Here is a 16,471-nt window from a genome sequence, read left to right as displayed (position 1 = left end):
TATTTACTTCATAATATATTTTTCCTTGGCGCCCCCCCCCCCGCCGGCCCCCCCGCGGGGGGGGGGCGCCCCCCCCCCCCCCCCACCCCTCCGTCGTGCTTCCGGCGTACCGGTCAGCGGCGCTCCACCTCACCGGCGCCCGAACGCTGGGCCGGCAGCTCGTCGGTCCGCCAGTTCGTCGACGCCGGCGGGATCTCGTCGTCGAGCGGGCCACCCACGGGCTGCTGGTCCACCCGCGTCGACGTCGGGTCGGAGGTCGGGACGTCCGCCCGGTGCCGGGCGCTGCCGTCGCCCTTGGGCCGCGTCACCAGCCACACGCCCGCGATGAGGGCGATCAGGCCGAGCACACCGGCGATGATCGGGCCCCAGAGGCTGACCATGCCGATCTTGAAACGGTTGTCCTTCACCGTCTCGACGCTGCGGCTGATCGTGGCGTCGTTGTAGTTGAAGTCCGCGTCCAGCAGCACGGTCGGGGCGCCGGCGTCCGGGCGCAGCTCCTTGTACTGCTGCTCACGCACCTTGATGTAGGCGCCGGTCACCGGGTCGACCCAGAGCGTCCGGGTGTTGCTGTAGACGACCTGTCCACTGGTGGCGCTGGGCGCGAACTTGCCCAGCAGGGTCTTGATGCTGTCCGCCGGGGTGTTCAGCGGCTCGTTCTCGATCCGCTGCTCGAAGCGGTACGTCTCAACGCCCTTGATCTTCTCCGTACCGGTGAACCGCGCCGGGTACGTCTTCTTCAGGTCGCGGTCGAACACCTGGTAGTCACGCTTGCCGGTGCCGAACGGGAACTTGTAGATCTGGCCGGAGTAACGCACGTTGCCGACCGGGGCCTGCTCCGCGCCGGCCTCGTTGAGCCACTGCTCGTCCCACGGCGCCGCCGCGCCGGAGATCCGGTACAGCGCCAGCTCGGTGCTGTACTGGCTGATCACATCCTGGTTGTCGTTGCGCTTGACCGTCTGGTAGACGTTCCAGATGACCGCGTCGCCCTTCAGCTCCTTGGGCACGCGGTCCTTGGTGTCCTCCGGCTGCGGGATGACCTCGATGCTGGACACGAGATCGGCCTGCGGCACGTCGATGCTCACCGCGCCGTTCTCCGACTTGATCTGTAGGAACTTCGCGCCCTTCGCCTCGGCGACGGACGTCGTTGGTTCCAGGTCATAGGGCAGCTTGGTCACGGCGGGGGCCACGTAGAACGGCAGCCCAACCGCGAAGACCAGCAACAAGACACCCAGCCCGAAGAGCGCGGCGCCCACGCGAAGCTTCACTCATCCTCCTGTAACCTGCCGCCCTACGGTCTGTCGTCCGGGGCACCCGATCCTTAGCATTGGCGGGAGGTTACTCCCCAGTCACCTGCAAAAGCGACCCCCTGGATGTCCAGATGTCCACAGCCACCACGCCAACAACGCCGGAACCGTCGTTGACCGGCCGTCTTCCCGCCCTCGACGCGCTGCGCGCGATCGGCGCGGTGGCGGTCGTCGGCCACCACGTCGGCTTCCAGACCGCCGTCACCATGAACACCACGTGGGGCGGCTGGTTGGCGCGCCTGGACGTGGGCGTCGCGATCTTCTTCGTGCTCTCCGGCTTCCTGCTGTTCCGCCCGTGGGCGCTCACCGTCGCGACCGGGCGGCCGCGGCCCCGCGCCAAGCGGTACTTCTGGCGCCGCGCGCTGCGGATCCTGCCCGCCTACTGGCTGGCGGTGGTGGTCTGCTTCGTCGTCCTGCCCGGCAACCACCCGGTGTCGGCGGGTGACTGGCTGCGCCACCTCACGCTCACCCAGATCTACGGGCCGGGCCAGCTCCGGCACGGGCTCAGCCAGACCTGGAGCCTCGCCACCGAGGTCGTGTTCTACCTGCTCCTGCCGCTGCTCGCGGTGTTCGCCGTGGGCCGGACGTGGCGTCCCGTCCGCACCGTCCTGCTCGCCTTCTCCGGCGCGCTGCTGACCCTCGCGTGGGTCGCCATGATGGGCGCCGGCTGGCTCGACGGGGCGCTGCACACGATGTGGTTCCCGTCGTACGGCGCCTGGTTCGGCGGCGGCATGGCGCTGGCCGCGGCGCACGTGGCCCTGCGTACCGGCACCGCGCCGGCCGCCTTCCGCGTGCTCGACGACCTCGCCTCGGCGCCGCTGGCCTGCTGGGGAGCGGCGGTCGCGGTGATGGCCATCGCGACGACGCCGATCGCCGGGCCGCGCGACCTGACCAGCCCGACCGCCGTCGAATTCGGCACCAAGCTGGCGCTCTACCTCCTGGTCGCCGTCCTCATCACGGTCCCGGTGGCGTTCGGCGGCCCGACCCGGGCGAAGGAGGTCTTCAGCGCCGGGGCGGCGCGGTGGATGGGCCACGTGTCGTACGGGCTGTTCCTGTGGCACCCGCTGGTCATCGAGCTGATCTACCTGCTCGACGACCGGCCGCTGTTCACCGGCGGTTTCCTCAACACCTTCGCCCTGACCATGGTCTTCGGCCTGGTGTACGCCGCGATCAGCTACTACGGCGTCGAGCGCCCTCTCCAGACACTCGGCACGCAGCGCCGCCGGCCGACCGGGTCCGGGCCGGCGGCGGAGACGCCCGCCGTCGCGGCCGCCACGCCGGACGTGGCGGCGCCGGCCTGACAGTAACGCCCCGATCACCCCGGGTCACCCGGCGACGGCCGACGGCCCGACGCCGCCGGTCGGGGCATTGCCGGGCGGGGAGCCCAGCCCTTAATGTGACGCGCACCGCTAAATTACTTGAGAGTAGGGTTCGCGTGGAGCGTCGCTTCGGCATGCCCGGACACGTGCTGTTCCTCAACTGGCGAGACACTCGCAACCCCGAGGGCGGCGGTTCCGAGGTGTACGTGGAACGGATCGCCGCCGAGCTGGTGGCACGCGGATTCCGCGCCACCCTGTTCTGCGCCGCGCACCGCGAGGCCCCCGCCGACGAGGTCAACGAGGCGGGCATCCGATTCGTCCGGCGCGGCGGCCGGCACACCGTCTACCTGTGGGCGGCGCTCTGCTACCTGGCCGGAGCATTCGGCCTGGGCCCGCTCGCCGCGCGCCGGGGCGGCCGGCCGGACATCCTGGTCGACGTCTGCAACGGCCTGCCGTTCCTCGCGCCGCTCTGGGCCCGGCGCCCGGTGGTCAAGCTGATCCACCACGTGCACCGCGAGCAGTGGCCGGTGGTCCTGCCGAAGTGGGCCGCCCGGTTCGGCTGGTGGGTCGAGTCGTCGCTCGCGGTACGCGTCTACCGGCGGTGCCGGTACGTCACCGTGTCCGAGGCGACCCGGCGTGAACTCGCCACCCTCGGCGTACCGCCGGAGCAGGTCTCGGTGGTCTACAACGGCACGCCGGAGATGCCCCGCACCGACGCCGAGCGCGCCCCGTTCCCGCTGCTCGTGACGCTCAACCGTCTGGTGCCGCACAAGCGGGTGGAGGTGGCGCTGCAAGCGGTCGCGGCGCTCGCCGACGAGCTACCCCAGCTCCGGCTGGTGGTCGCCGGGCAGGGCTGGTGGGAGTCGCACCTGCGCGAGGTCGCCGCCGAGCTGGACATCGCCGACCGGGTGGACTTCCGGGGCTTCGTAACGGAGGAGGAGAAGGCCGCGCTGCTCGCCTCGGCCTGGGTCGCCCTGACGCCGTCGCTCAAGGAGGGCTGGGGGCTGACGATCGTGGAGGCCGGCGCGGCGGGCACGCCGACAGTGGCGTTCCGGGAGGCGGGTGGCGTCGCGGAGGCGGTGGTCGACGGGCGTACCGGCCTGCTGGCCGACGACATCGACGACTACCTGGCCAAGGTGCGCGCGCTGCTGCACGACGACGAGATGCGTCAGGAGATGGGCGCTCAGGCCCGGCAGCACGCGGCGAACTTCACCTGGCCGACGGCGGGGGAACGCTTCGCGACCCTGCTGGAGACCGCGGACTCGCCCCGCCCGGTCCAGCGGCGGGGCGACCCGTCCTACCTGTTGCCGTAGACCTCGGGGGCGTACGGGTCCTGCTTCCCGGCCCGCTTGGCCGCCTCCGAGGCGTTACGCGCCTCGGTCGCGGCCTCCTCCGCCGTGGCGGTCGCGGCGGCCGACAGCCCGCCGAGGGCCAGGATCCCCAGCAACGCCGCCACCAGGCCGGACACGACAAGGGTCAAAGCTCTACGCATGCCATTCCTCCGATGGTGAGACGTGCGAGCGGACGTTACCACGCAGTAGCTCGCCGGCGTAGGGTCGAAAAGGCGGCAGCCATGACCGCCAGAACGGCAGTTCCGCACGCGAGCACGACCAGCCAGCGGCTCGCTCCGGCCCGCGGCGGCGAACCCGAGGCGGCCGGGTTCCGGTAGAGGCTCAGCGACTCCCCCTCGTACCGGAGGTCGAGACCGGCCAGAACGGCCGGGTCCACTGTGCTCGGCGTACCGTGCTGCACCACCACCCAGCGCACGCCGGTGGCCGAGACCGGCCGCCCCTCGGCGAGCACCCGGCGCACCTCGCGCAGGCGCGGATTCTCCCCGGCCACCGCGATGTCGTCGACCACGAGCGTGTCGTCGGTGAGCACGGTTCCCGGCAGATAGCGGGGCGCCGGGTCCAGCACCACCCGGCCCGGGTTCCACGGATAGGCCCGGTAGGTGGTCAGCGGCAGGGCGAGGATCTCACCGGGATGGTCGGGCAGGCGCTCGGCGACCGCCCGCCAGTCCGCCGGGTAGCGCACCGGGCTGATCCGGCCGGCCCCGCCGAACGCCAGGTCCGGCATCGCGGCCACCGGCAGGAGCAGCAGCCCGGCCAGCACGATCCCACCCACCTCGCGGTCGATCCGGGCCACCAGCCGTTCGGCGCCCAGCGCCGCGCACACCACCAGCACGAGGGCGTACGGCGCGAGGAACTTCTGGCCGTCGCGGAGCAGCCCCGCCCCCGGCACGTGCGCCACCGCCCAGCTCAACGCCGCCTGCCCACCGGGCAGCACCGCGAGGGCGGCCAGCAGGTACCCGCCACCGGCCAGCACACCCAGCCGTACCGCCGCGCCCGCCGGCAGCCGGCGTCGCAACAGGCCGACGCCCACCACGGCCAGGACCACGAGCACCACAGTCGCCAGCGGGGCCAACATGGCGGACCGGCTGGACGGGGTGGCCTGCGCGCTCCAGATGCCGCCGGTGCCCGCGAGCGCCACCAGCGGGCCGGCCCAGTTCTCCGCGCGTGCCGCGAACACCGCCACGCCGGCCGGATCGGACGTGCCGCCCGCGCCGGTCACCAGGGCCGCCACGATCCACGGGGCGTTCAGCAACGCGACACCGCCCACCGCGACCGCGGACAGCCGCAGCCGGGCCCGGTCCGTCGCCAGCACCAGCACCGTCGCCAGCGCGATCAGGCCGCCGGTCGGGGTGATCGCGGCGGGCGCGGCGAGCAGCACCACCCGAGCGAGCGCGCCGTCGCGGCCCGCCCGCAGGTCCAGCGCCGCCCGCACCAGCCAGGGCAGTGCGGCGTACGCCAGCAGCAGCCCCCACTGCCCGATCAGCAGCCGCTCGGCCAGGTACGGCGTCCACGCGTACGCCACCGCGGCGACCAGCCGCACCGCACGCCGCCGCGTCGGCACCAGCCGTCCCGCGCCCACCGCGGCGAACAGGACCGCACCGGCCAGCGCCACCCGCTGCACCACCCAGCCCGGCACGAGCTGGGTCACCAGCGAGACCAGCGCGTCCATCGGCACCGCCCGGGGCAGGCTCTGCGCCGGGGCCACCAGATCCCAGCTCAGCGGCTGCCGGGGCACGAACACCATGTCGTACCGCAGCGCGTAGCCCGGCGCCGCGAGCGGGGCCAGGATCAACGCGGTGGCGACGACCGCCACGAGGTACAGCGGAAGCGTCTCCCGCCACCGCTGGGCCGCGGGGCCGCCACCCTCGGCGGGACGTCCGGTCATTACGGCTTCGGCACCGCCTTGCCGATGGTGATCAGGTTGGTGCACAACCTGACCCCGGGGGTGTTCACCGTGAGCTCGACGGCGGACCCGGCGCCCTCCAGCATGAAGTACACGTCGTTGAGCCCCTCCGTCAGCGTGATCTCGCGGGTCGCCTCGCCGAGCTTGAACACCGCGGTCGAGTCACCGGAGCTGACGTAGCCGAAGTGCACCACGTACGGCCACTCCACCAGGTAGCCGTCCATCGGGATCCGGGCGGTCCGGCCGCCCTCGGCCAGGTGCCCGCAGCCCTCCACGGTGCCGGGCGCGACCTTGCGCCCCTCGACCACCACCGGCCGGATCCGGCCGTTCACGTCGAACGTCGACGGCTTCTCGCTCATCGTCACGAACGTCGGCCGCCGCTCCGCCGGACGGAAGAAGTGGGACTGGAGGTTGTCCGGCCAGAAGTACCCGGCCACCACGCGGTCCGGCACGGTCGTGTCGAAGAAGACGGTGCCCGGCGGCGCGGCGGCCAGCTCGGCCTGCGTCGTGGCCAGGTAGTCCCGCCCGTGCTTGATGCTCCAGTTGTCGCCGAACCGCGCGGTGCTCCACAGCGTGCCCACGCCGATGGTGGCCAGCAGCACGACCATGGAGACCAGGCCGACCGCGAAGGCCCCCGGCTCCCTCAGCACCGTCGGCAGCGGCCACGCGGACACGTCGCCCTCGTCGCTGTCCTTCATTCCGAGCAGCGCCACCCCGACGCAGATCGCGGCCACCAGCACCACGTCCGCGACGTACCGGGGGACGACGCCGACCAGCGGCCCGAGCGGGCCGCCGAGCCGGGTCACCGCGAACAGCGCCGCGACCAGGCCGAGGTAGCAGGCGAGCAGCAGCCAGGCCCGCCCGGCGGACGGCCGCCGCCGCACGGTGACCACGACCAGCGCCGCGAGCACCGCCCAGGACAGCCACTTCGCGATGTCGTACGGGTCGGACAGCGGCGGCCCGTCTCCGGCGTACGTCCAACGCCACGGCCCGCCGAGCAGGCCCGGCACCACCGTGTCGCCGATCAGGTCGCCGAGGAAGGTGAAGACCTGCCCGACCGAGGTGGGCTCGTCCAGCCCCCGGGCCGGACGGGTCAGGTAGTACGCCAGGTATGCCCCGGACAGCGCGGTGAGCAGCAGCCACGCCGGCCAGAACCGCACGACGGTGGTCACCAGGCTGCGCCACGCGCGTCCCTTGGTGAACAGGAACGCGGTCAGCAGGAACAGCAGCGGCACGATCAGCAGCGCCTTGGTGTCGAAGAGCAGGCCGAACACCACCCAGAGCGCGACCAGGACGAGGTGCCGCTTCCGCCCGGTGCGCACGTACCGGACCTGGGCCGCCACCGCCAGGACCAGCGCGAGCTGCGGCGGCAGCACGAGCAGCCCGACCAGCCACAGCGACGACACCTCGAGCGTCAGCGGGCTGAACAGGAACAGGCTCAGCGGGACCAGCAACCCCCAGCCGGGCCGCAGCAGGTCACGGAGCAGCCGGTACAGGGCGATCCCGACCGCCGCCTGCCCCGCCGCCAGCAGCAGGATCCACGGCCAGGCGGCGAAACCGGCCGCCCGGACCATCAGCCACGCGACCGCCAGCCCGGCCGGCATCAGGTGGTTGTTGAACGTGCCCAGGAGGTAGTCGGCGTCGAGCCGGGTGTCCAGCACCTGCGCGGCGATGACGAACTCGTCCTGCGAGAACCAGCCACGGGCGGCCAGCCCGGCGCGCGACGCGACGGACACGACGATGAGGGCGATCGCGACCGCGCGGACCCGGTCGGCAGCTACCCAGCGACCGATCGGTCCGGGCCCGTCGTCCTCCGCGCCGACGGCTGCCGGACGCGTCTCGGCCGCTGCTTGTGGCATTGACATGGTCGGCAGCCTGCCACACGCTTACCTGCCGTGGGGACGGCCGTTCTGCCGATAACGCCCAGCACCGGCCCCCGGTCGCCGCTGCGAGCCCGTTCCGGATAACGTCGCGCGACACGCGTCAAGTTGTAGGGCGCGTACGGCCGGCGGAGACAGGAGCCGAAAATGCGGGCGGACGGGACGACAACGCCGCCGACGGGGACGGATGCCCCCGTCCGGGAGACCGGCCGTGCCCGGCAGACGGCACGGCGGTTCCGGCACCTGACGATCTGCCTCGCGCTCACCGCCCTCGCCTTCCAGCAGGCGCCCGGGCAGGTCGTCCCGGACACCAAGGTCGACCTGAACGTCAATCCGGCCGGGTGGCTGCTGCGCTCGCTGCACCTGTGGGATCCCACCGGCACGTTCGGCCAGCTCCAGAACCAGGCGTACGGATATCTCTGGCCGATGGGCCCGTTCTTCCTGCTCGGCACGGAACTGGGCATCGCGCCGTGGGTCGTCCAGCGCCTCTGGTGGGCGCTGCTGTTCTGCGTCGCGTACCTCGGTGTGGTGCGGCTGGCGGGCCGGCTCGGCATCGGCAGCCCCGCCGGCCGGATGATCGCCGGTGTCGCGTTCGCGCTGTCCCCGCGCATCCTCACCCAGCTCGGCTGGTCGTCGGTGGAGTCCTGGCCCAGCGCCGTCGCGCCGTGGGTGCTCATCCCGCTCGTGGGGCTCGCCCGGGGCGCCCGGCTGCGCCGCGCGGTCGCCGGGTCGGCGGTCGCCGTCGCCTGCGCGGGCGGCGTCAACGCCACCGCCGTCGCCGCGGTGGTGCCGCTCGCCCTGCTCTGGCTCGCCACGCTCAAGCCCCTGCGCCGCCGCGTCACCGCCCTCGCGGCCTGGTGCGGCGCGGTCGCCCTGGCCACCGCGTGGTGGCTGATCCCGCTTCTCGTCCTCGGCCGGTACAGCCCGCCCTTCCTGGACTACATCGAGACCGCCCGCAACACCACGAGCGTCACGGACGCGGTGACGACGCTGCGCGGCGCGTCCTACTGGGTCGCGTACCTCGCCTCCCCGTTCGGCCCGAACATCCCGGCCGGCGCGCGGCTGGCGAACGACACGCTGCTCGTCGTGGCCACCCTGGCGGTCGCCGCGCTCGGGGTGCTCGGCCTGTCCCGGCGCGGGATGCCGCACCGCCGGTTCCTCATCACCGGCCTGCTGCTCGGCGTCGCGCTCGTCGGCCTCGGGCACACCGGTGACCTGCCGAACATCCTCGCCGGGCCGCAGCAGCAGTTCCTCGACGGCATCGGCGCGCCGCTGCGCAACGTGCACAAGTTCGACGTCCTGCTCCGCCTGCCGCTGGCGCTCGGCCTGGCACACCTGGTCAGCCTCGCGGTACGCGCCGCCCGGACCGCCCCCGAGCAGCGCCGTGGCCGGGCCACGGCCCGCGCCTGGCTCACCGCCGGCACGGCCATGGTCGCGGTCGCGGGCGTCGCGGCGCCGGCGCTCGCCGGTGGCCTCGCCACCCCGGGCGCGATGAAGGACGTGCCCGGCTACTGGCACGAGGCCACCGACTGGCTGGACGCGAACACCGGCCGCGGGCGCGTGCTCGTCGTTCCCGGCGCGCGCTTCCCCGCGTACGACTGGGGCAGCACCACCGACGAGATCGCCCAGCCGCTGCTGGACAGCCGGTGGGCGGTGCGCAACGCCATCCCGTTCACCCCGCCCGCCACGATCCGGCTGCTGGACGCGATCGAGTCGACGCTCGCCACCGGCGCCGGCTCGGCCGGCCTGGCCGACCTGCTCGCCCGCTCCGGGATCAGCCACGTCCTGTTCCGCGCCGACCTCGACCACGGCCGCTCCGACACGGCCCGCCCGGCGGTCGTCCGGCAGGCGCTGGAACGCTCGCCCGGCCTGAGCCGCGTCGCGTCCTTCGGCCCGGTACGCGGCGGCTCCGACTCCCCTGACGAGTTCCGCGACCAGGGCCTGGACGTGTCCGGGCGGGCGCTTGAGGTGTACCGGGTGGACCGGGCCGTCCAGCCGGTGGTCGCGTACGACCGCGACGACGTGACCACCGTCGTCGGCGGTCCCGAGTCGCTGCTCGACCTGGCCGCCTCGGGCCAGCTCGGCGCCGCGCCGACGGTCCTGGCCGGCGACGCGAAGGCCGGCGAGTCCACGGGCCGGGTCGTGCTGACCGACGGGCTGCGCCGGCGCGACGTCTCATTCGGCCGGCTGCGCGACAACTCCTCCCAGACGCTCACCGCCGACGACACCTTCGCGGTGTCCGCGCCCGCACACGACTACCTGCCCGACTGGGGACCGGAGTGGTCGACTGTCGCCCGCTTCGAGGGCATCCGCGGGATCCGCGCCTCGACCGCCCGCTCCCAGATCGACGCCACCGGCGGCGCCCGGCCCGAATACCAGCCGTACGCGGCGATGGACGGGAACACCGCCACGTCCTGGCGGTCGGCGCCGCACTCGCGCAGCGACAGGCAGTGGATCGAGGTGAACCTGGCGAACCCGACCCGGGTCACCCGGGTGGAGGTGTGGTTCGACCTGAAGGCCGACGCCCTGCCCACCACTGTCACCGTGACCGCCGGGTACGAGAGCCGCACCGTCGAGCAGTTCGGCGACCACATGGTCTTCGAGCTGCAGGGCGTGCACGCCACCCGCAAGGTCGAGGTCTCCGTGGACGCCGCGTTCGACCTGCGCCCGTTCGGCGACAAGTCGGTCGGCATCACCGAGATCAAGATCCCCGGCGTCGAGACCAGTCGGACGCTCCAGTTGCCCGCCGCGCCCGCCACCGACCAGCCGGCCGGCGTCGTCGTGTCGGCGGCCCCCACCACGCCCGCCTGCTTCACCGTCGACGGCCGCCCGCGCTGCTCCACCGACGCGATCCGCGGCTCGGAGGACGCCTCCACCATCGACCGCACCTTCACGCTGCCGGTGGCCGGGACGTACGACGCGAAGCTGTGGGCGCGGCCGACGCCCGGCCCGGAGCTGAACGCCGCCCTGGACAAGCTGGTCACCGACGCCCAGCCGCTGCGCCTCGCGCCGCAGGTCACCGCGTCCTCGACGGCGGTGCCCGACCCGGCCGGCCGGCCCGGCGCGGTTCTCGACGGCGACCCGGCCACGAGCTGGTCACCGGCGCTGAACGACGAGGCGCCGATCCTCCGCCTCACCTGGCTCGAACCGCAGGTCATCAGCCGGATCCGCTTCACCGTCGAGGAGGGGACGGCCGCCACCCGGGTCGGCAGCGTACGGGTGGTCGGCAACGACGGGTTCCGCAGCAACCTGCTTACCAACGACGGTGTGCTCACGCTCGACCCGCCGATGCGAACCGACTCGATCACCATCCAGTTCCTGGACAAGCCGTCCGCCACCAGCGCCGACCCGTACCGCCTGCGGCTGCCCGAGCCGCTGCCCATCGCGGTCGGCGAGGTGACGGTGCTGCCCCTCGGGACCACTGTCGCACCCCGCCCGGAGACGCCGCTGAAGCTGCCCTGCGGATCGGGCCCGACGCTTCAGGTCGGCTCGTCCCGGATCACCACCACGCTCACCGGCACGGTGCGCGACCTGCTGGAACTGCGCGAGATGCCGGTCACCGCCTGTGGCCGGAAGACGCCCCGGCAACTCGACCTGGGCAGCGGCGAACACCGCGTCGTCACCACGGCGGGCACGCTCGCCACGGCCACCCGCGTCGCGCTGGCGCCCCGTACCGCCACGCCCGTCGCGGCGGCCACCGCCGGCGACATCGAGGTGGGTTCCTGGTCGGCCACCGAGCGGCGGGTACGCGTGACCGAGCACCCCGTCGACCGGGTGCTCGCGGTCCGGGAGAACACGAACACCGGCTGGCAGGCCACCATCGGCGGCAAGACGCTCACCCCGCTCGTCGTGGACGGCTGGCAGCAGGGCTGGATCCTGCCCGCCGGGGCCTCCGGGGACGTGGTGCTGCGGTTCACGCCGGACACCCCGTACCGGATGGGTCTGTTGCTCGGCGGGGTCCTGCTGGCGGTGGTGGTCCTGCTCGCGGTGCTGCCCGATCGCCGGCCCGCCGGGGATCGCGCGGTCACCGCCGTGCCGGCGACCCGGCGTCGGCTCACCCGCTCGCTGCCGCTGCTCGCAGTCGGCGCCGCCGCGCTCGTGCTCCACAGCGGCCTGCTCGGCGGCCTGCTGGTCGCGGCCGGCTTCATGCTCGCCGTGCCCGGGCCGCGTCGCCTGCCCTGGGGCGGCGACCCCCGGCGGGTCAGGCGGATCGTCCGGGCCGCCGAGACGTGGCTTCCCGGGGCGCTCGTGGTGCTCGCGGGATGGATCTACCTGGAGTCGGCCGACCGGCACACCGACGCGCTGCCGCAGCTCGTGACGGTCGCCGCCCTCGGCGCGCTCTGGCTCTCCACGACGGCCCGCCGACGGCCCGTACGCCGGATCCGCCCGGTGGCGGCCCCGGCCGTGCCGGCCCCCCGGGCGCCGGAAAACGACGCCGAGCCGGTTCCGGATCGGGATGCGGACCTCGACGACCGCGCCGAGCCGGACTCGGACGGGCGACCGGGGGCGGACGCCACCCCGGTGTCCCGCGTCTCGGAGATCACGTGAGCGAGAGCCCGCCGCAGGCGGCGGACGCCCGGAGAACCGGGCTGAGGGCGGCGGGTGTCGCCGTCACGCTGGCCGGTGTCCTGGTCAACGGCCTGGCCTACCTGGTGCCGGTCCTCGCCGCCCGGCGGCTCGACGCGGACGACCTCGGCGCGCTCGCCACCGCCCTCGGGCTGGTGGCCATCGCCGGAGTGCCCGGGCTCGGCCTGCAACTGGCCGTCGCCGTGCACCACGCCCGGCACGGCCCGTCCGACACCCGGCGGCTCACCGTGCTGACCGCCGCCCTGTGCGCGGGGGCGCTGGTGCTGGCGACGCCCGTGCTGGTCGCCGCGCTGGACCTGCCGGTCGTGGTACCCGCGCTGCTGGCTGTCACCACGGCCTCGGTGGTGCTCTCGTCGCGCTCGCTCGGCGAGTTGCAGGGCGGCCAGCGCTTCCTGCGACTCGCCGCCGCGATGGCGCTGCTCGCCGCCGCCCGCTACGGCGGGGTGATCGTCGGGCTGCTGCTCGGCGCGGGCCTGACCGGCACGCTCGGCATCGGGGCGCTCACCGCCGCGCTGGCACCCCCGGCGCTGGCCTGGCTCACCGGCACGCCCCGGCGTCCCTCTGCCGTCCCGCGCCTGACCGTCGCCCAGGTGACCGCCGGATGCGGCGCGACGCTGGCGATGCTCGTCGTCTCCTACGCCGATCTGCTGCTGGCCCGCCAACTGTTGCCACCCTCGGGCTCCGGCGCCTACTCGGTGGGGACGGTCCTGACCAAGGGCGCGCTCTGGGCGCCGCAGGTCGCCGCCGTCCTGGCCCTGCCGCGCCTGGCCCGCGGGGATCGCCGCAGCCGCACCGTCGCGCTCGCGGTGACCGGCGCCTGCGGTCTGGTCCTGGTGGGCGCGTCGGCAGTGGCCGGCGGGCTGGCCTTCCGGCTCGTCGGCGGACCCGACTACACGGCGCTGGGCCGGTACGCGCCGCTGTTCGCCGCCGTCGGCGCGCTTTACGCGGTGACGTTCGTGCTGCTCAACGACCGTCTCGCGGGGGGCGTCAGGTGGGCGGCGGCACCGCTGTGGTTGGGCACCGCCGCGCTGGTGACGGTCGCCGTCGTCGTACGCCCGCGTACCGTCGGTGGCCTGGTCGTCGCGGCCCTCGTCACGGCCGTGGTCACCACGCTGCTGATGGCCGTACCGGCGCGTCGGCGCACGGCCGGACCTCCGCCCGCCGCTGTCCGTGCGACGCTGCACACCGCGGCACGGCCCCGAAACGGGTGATCGGTGCGACACCGGCGGTCAGCCGACACGACCGCCGGGCCGGACACTCCCGGTGGGTCCGAGCGTTGGTTACCGTAGGTGTCTCCCGCGGGGGAAGCGGTCCCCGCGTGTACTTCCGATCGAGGTTGCAGTGACGATGTACGGCGACAAGATGCCGGCTGCCGACGACCGACCCACCATCAAGGTGGCGGCGGTGAGCTGGCCCGGCGTCGAGATCGAGCCGGTCGCCACACCACCCGGAGGCGGCGCGGCCAAGCCCACCCGCTCGCGACGGACCCGGCTGCTGCTGGCCGGCGGGATCGTCGCGGCCGTTCTCGCCGGCGGCGTCGGCCTGGGCGCCTACGCGTACGCCGGTGACGTGCCACGCGGCACCATCGTGCTCGGCGCCGAGCTGGGCGGGCGCAGCAAGGCGGAGGCGGCCCAGACGCTGCGCGCCGAGCTGGAACGCCGGGCCGGCACGCTCAACGCCCCGCTTGCGGTCACGGTGGGTGAGAACAAGGCCGAGGTGAAGCCGTCCGAGGTGGGCCTCGCCATCGACGTGGACGCGACAGTGGCAGCGGCTGCCGAGGCCGACGCGCACGCGGTGAGCCGCCTCGTCAGCTCCCGTACGGTCGACCCGGTGGTCACCGTCGACCAGGCCAAACTGGGGGCGGCCCTGCGCAAGGCGATGGGTGAGCAGGGGCGCGAGATGACCATGCCGGCGATCATCTGGACCGGCACCACACCGAAGCCGGTCTACCCGAAGCCGGCGCTGACGATCGACACCGACGGCGCCACCGCCGTGGTGAAGGCCGGCTGGCTGGCCGCCGAGCCGGTCACCGTGCCGCTGGTCGAGAAGTGGCCGGCCACTTCTCGCGAGGATGTGGACCGCCTCGTCGCCGAGCTGGCCCGGCCCGCGGTGGCCGCGCCTGTCACGCTGACCACCGACGGTGGCTCGGTCCCCGTCCCACCCGCCGCCATCGCCCGGTCGCTGCGCTTCTCCGCCGACGACGCCGGCACACTCACCCCGACGGTCGACGTCAAGCGGCTGCGTGCCGCGCTCGGGGACCGGCTCACGAAGCTCGAGGTGGAGCCGAAGGACGCCGGCCTGACCATCAGCGGCGGCAAGCCGAAGGTGGTGCCCAGCAAGGCCGGACGCCAGGTCGACGCCGCCGCGCTCGGCCCGGCCCTGCTCGCGGTGCTCCCGAAGACCGAGGGCCGTACGGTCACCGCCGAGCTGAAGCCGGCCGCCCCCGAGCTGACCGAGGCGGAGCTGGCGAAGCTCGGCATCAAGGAGCGGGTGTCGAGCTTCACCACCCACTTCACCGGCGGTCTCTCCTCGCCGCGCAGCCAGAACATCGTCCGGGCCGCGAAGGACGTGGACGGTGCGCTGGTGAAGCCGGGCGAGACGTTCTCGCTCAACGGGCACACCGGCGAACGCGGCTACGACCAGGGATACAAGGACGCGCCGACGATCGTCGGCGGCAAACTCGTGCCGGGCGTCGGCGGCGGTGTCTCCCAGTTCACCACCACGCTGTTCAACGCCACCTACTACGCCGGGCTGGAGGACGTCGAGCACAAGCCGCACTCGTTCTACTTCAGCCGCTACCCGGCGGTGATCGAGTCGACCATCTACTGGCCGCAGCTCGACTTCAAGTTCCGCAACAACACGCCCCACGGGGTGCTGATCGACACGTCATACACGTCCAGCTCGATCACCGTTTCGATCTGGAGCACGAAGATCTACGACAGCGTGAAGACCGAGTACGGCCCTCGCCGCGACACCACCCAGCCGAAGACGGTCTACCTGACGCCCGGGCCGACCTGCATCGCCGCCGCCGGCAGCGTCGGGTTCGCCCAGGACGCGTACCGGGTGATCAAGAAGGACGGCAAGGTGATCAAGCGGGAGAAGTTCAGCTGGCGCTACGATGCCGAGCCCCGTTTCATCTGCGCTCCCGAGCCGGGCGACGACTGATCCGCGAAACGCAGAAGGCCCCGTCGGCGACGTGCCGACGGGGCCTTCTGCTCACGCTTCTCAGGGCCGCGCCGTGGCCAGCCCTTCGCGTACGCCGTCGGCGTCGCGGTCGGTGCCGTAGACGGGCGTGTCGGGCTGCTGCCGCCAGCTCTCGTCCAGGGTGCCCGCGTCGACCGGGTCGAAGCCCAGCTCGTCCACCAGCCCCATGACGATCCGCTTGGCGTCCGCGTCGTCACCGGCCACCGGCAGCGCGATCCGGCCCGCCGTGCCCGCCGGCTTGCCCTCGTCCATCAGGTGCGCGGCCTGGATGTTGTTGAAGGTCTTCACCACCCGCGCGCCCTTGAGGTGGTCAGCGGTCCAGCGGCTGGAGCTGAGGCTGCGGTCCAGCAGCTCGGGGATGTCGCCGTCGCGCTCGGGGTAGTAGTTGTCGGCGTCGACCACCAGCTTGCCGTCGAACAGCGCCGCCGGGAGCTGCGGCACCGCCTTCAGCGGGATCGCGATGACCACCAGTTCCGCGCCCTGCACGGCCTCCTCCACGGAGACGGCACGGGCGCCGGTCTCGGCGGCGAGGTCGGTCAGGCTCTCTGGGCCGCGGGAGTTTGCTACCGCGACGTCGTGACCGAGTGAACGCAGACGACGGGTGAGGGTGCCCCCGATGTGCCCCGACCCGATGATTCCGATCTCCATGCCCACTCCTGTACCCCGTGTGGTCGGACCTGATCGCGGTTCCGGCGTACGGCACGTCACGTTTCCCGGCCACCGAGCCGGCGGGATACCTGGGCGTGCGTCGTCGGTCCCGGCTCGACGGTACGAGACCGAGGTGGCCCGTCGTGGTGATTCCGGGGCATGACGCGATTCAGGGCCACCCCCGGTTGGGGGTGGCCCTGAATTCGAATGTTTGTCCGGCGGTGTCCTACTCTCCCACACCCTCCCGAGTGCAGTACCATCGGCGCTGGAGGGC

General features: G+C 73.4%; 10 protein-coding genes. 5 read left to right on the top strand and 5 right to left on the bottom strand.

Annotated elements, in window-relative coordinates; all coding sequences use genetic code 11:
• Window positions 1-113: 113 nt before the first annotated feature.
• On the bottom strand, window positions 114-1,265 hold the full coding sequence (locus ACFYON_RS10500; protein ID WP_354874932.1) for a DUF3068 domain-containing protein: 1,152 nt from the start codon (window positions 1,263-1,265) through the stop codon (window positions 114-116).
• 113 nt (window positions 1,266-1,378) lie between these two features.
• Here ACFYON_RS10500 and ACFYON_RS10495 point away from each other — a divergent pair, with 113 nt between their 5' ends.
• Together ACFYON_RS10495 and ACFYON_RS10490 are read left to right on the top strand one after the other, a co-directional pair.
• A complete protein-coding gene (locus ACFYON_RS10495; protein ID WP_354874930.1) occupies window positions 1,379-2,605 on the top strand; it encodes an acyltransferase in 1,227 nt (408 codons plus the stop codon).
• A 152-nt stretch (window positions 2,606-2,757) separates the two neighbouring features.
• Complete coding sequence (locus tag ACFYON_RS10490; RefSeq protein WP_354874936.1) at window positions 2,758-3,936, top strand: glycosyltransferase family 4 protein; 1,179 nt, start codon at window positions 2,758-2,760, stop codon at window positions 3,934-3,936.
• Here ACFYON_RS10490 and ACFYON_RS10485 read toward each other — a convergent pair.
• Genes ACFYON_RS10485 through ACFYON_RS10475 form a run of 3 tightly spaced genes read right to left on the bottom strand, consistent with a single transcriptional unit; the run spans window position 3,921 to window position 7,737 of the window.
• The gene (locus tag ACFYON_RS10485; protein ID WP_354874928.1) at window positions 3,921-4,115 is read right to left on the bottom strand and encodes a hypothetical protein; all 195 of its coding nucleotides are present in this window, start codon (window positions 4,113-4,115) and stop codon (window positions 3,921-3,923) included. The two genes, ACFYON_RS10490 and ACFYON_RS10485, sit on opposite strands and share 16 nt — an antisense overlap.
• 35 nt (window positions 4,116-4,150) lie before the next feature.
• Window positions 4,151-5,860 (bottom strand): hypothetical protein, encoded by a 1,710-nt coding sequence (locus ACFYON_RS10480; RefSeq protein WP_355015092.1) that lies wholly within the window; start codon window positions 5,858-5,860, stop codon window positions 4,151-4,153.
• Window positions 5,860-7,737: a hypothetical protein gene (locus ACFYON_RS10475; protein WP_387189342.1), complete on the bottom strand. Its 1,878-nt coding sequence runs from the start codon at window positions 7,735-7,737 to the stop codon at window positions 5,860-5,862. The genes ACFYON_RS10480 and ACFYON_RS10475 overlap by 1 nt, the downstream gene beginning before the upstream one ends.
• A gap of 168 nt (window positions 7,738-7,905) precedes the next feature.
• On the opposite strand from ACFYON_RS10475, the gene ACFYON_RS10470 reads away from it, so the two are divergent.
• From ACFYON_RS10470 to ACFYON_RS10460, 3 genes are all read left to right on the top strand, one after another.
• A complete protein-coding gene (locus ACFYON_RS10470; protein WP_355094792.1) occupies window positions 7,906-12,306 on the top strand; it encodes an alpha-(1->3)-arabinofuranosyltransferase in 4,401 nt (1,466 codons plus the stop codon).
• Window positions 12,303-13,556 carry a polysaccharide biosynthesis protein gene (locus tag ACFYON_RS10465; RefSeq protein WP_387189065.1) on the top strand — a complete coding sequence of 418 codons (1,254 nt, stop codon included), beginning with the start codon at window positions 12,303-12,305 and terminating at the stop codon, window positions 13,554-13,556. Before ACFYON_RS10470 ends, ACFYON_RS10465 begins: the two co-directional genes overlap by 4 nt.
• Window positions 13,557-13,692: 136 nt before the next feature.
• Window positions 13,693-15,510 (top strand): VanW family protein, encoded by a 1,818-nt coding sequence (locus tag ACFYON_RS10460; RefSeq protein ID WP_387189340.1) that lies wholly within the window; start codon window positions 13,693-13,695, stop codon window positions 15,508-15,510.
• A 60-nt stretch (window positions 15,511-15,570) separates the two neighbouring features.
• Here the strand turns inward: ACFYON_RS10460 and ACFYON_RS10455 are convergent, their stop codons facing one another.
• Window positions 15,571-16,197, bottom strand: coding sequence for an NADPH-dependent F420 reductase (locus ACFYON_RS10455; RefSeq protein WP_354874918.1), 627 nt, complete (start codon window positions 16,195-16,197; stop codon window positions 15,571-15,573).
• Between the last annotated feature and the right edge of the window lie 274 nt (window positions 16,198-16,471).

The organism is Micromonospora sp. NPDC005686 (assembly GCF_042871665.1).
In the GTDB taxonomy this organism is placed as follows: Bacteria; Actinomycetota; Actinomycetes; order Mycobacteriales; family Micromonosporaceae; genus Micromonospora.
The sequence above is the reverse complement of the archived record's forward strand: the minus strand, read 5'-3'. Positions and strand labels throughout refer to the sequence as shown.

What these genes read in the sequence shown, in the direction of transcription:
- ACFYON_RS10470 (WP_355094792.1), top strand. Translation starts at nt 7,906, where the DNA reads ATGCGGGCGGACGGGACGACAACGCCGCCGACGGGGACGGATGCCCCC.
- ACFYON_RS10480 (WP_355015092.1), bottom strand. Translation starts at nt 5,860, where the DNA reads ATGACCGGACGTCCCGCCGAGGGTGGCGGCCCCGCGGCCCAGCGGTGG.
- ACFYON_RS10495 (WP_354874930.1), top strand. Translation starts at nt 1,379, where the DNA reads ATGTCCACAGCCACCACGCCAACAACGCCGGAACCGTCGTTGACCGGC.
- ACFYON_RS10455 (WP_354874918.1), bottom strand. Translation starts at nt 16,197, where the DNA reads ATGGAGATCGGAATCATCGGGTCGGGGCACATCGGGGGCACCCTCACC.
- ACFYON_RS10485 (WP_354874928.1), bottom strand. Translation starts at nt 4,115, where the DNA reads ATGCGTAGAGCTTTGACCCTTGTCGTGTCCGGCCTGGTGGCGGCGTTG.
- ACFYON_RS10475 (WP_387189342.1), bottom strand. Translation starts at nt 7,737, where the DNA reads ATGCCACAAGCAGCGGCCGAGACGCGTCCGGCAGCCGTCGGCGCGGAG.
- ACFYON_RS10460 (WP_387189340.1), top strand. Translation starts at nt 13,693, where the DNA reads ATGTACGGCGACAAGATGCCGGCTGCCGACGACCGACCCACCATCAAG.
- ACFYON_RS10490 (WP_354874936.1), top strand. Translation starts at nt 2,758, where the DNA reads ATGCCCGGACACGTGCTGTTCCTCAACTGGCGAGACACTCGCAACCCC.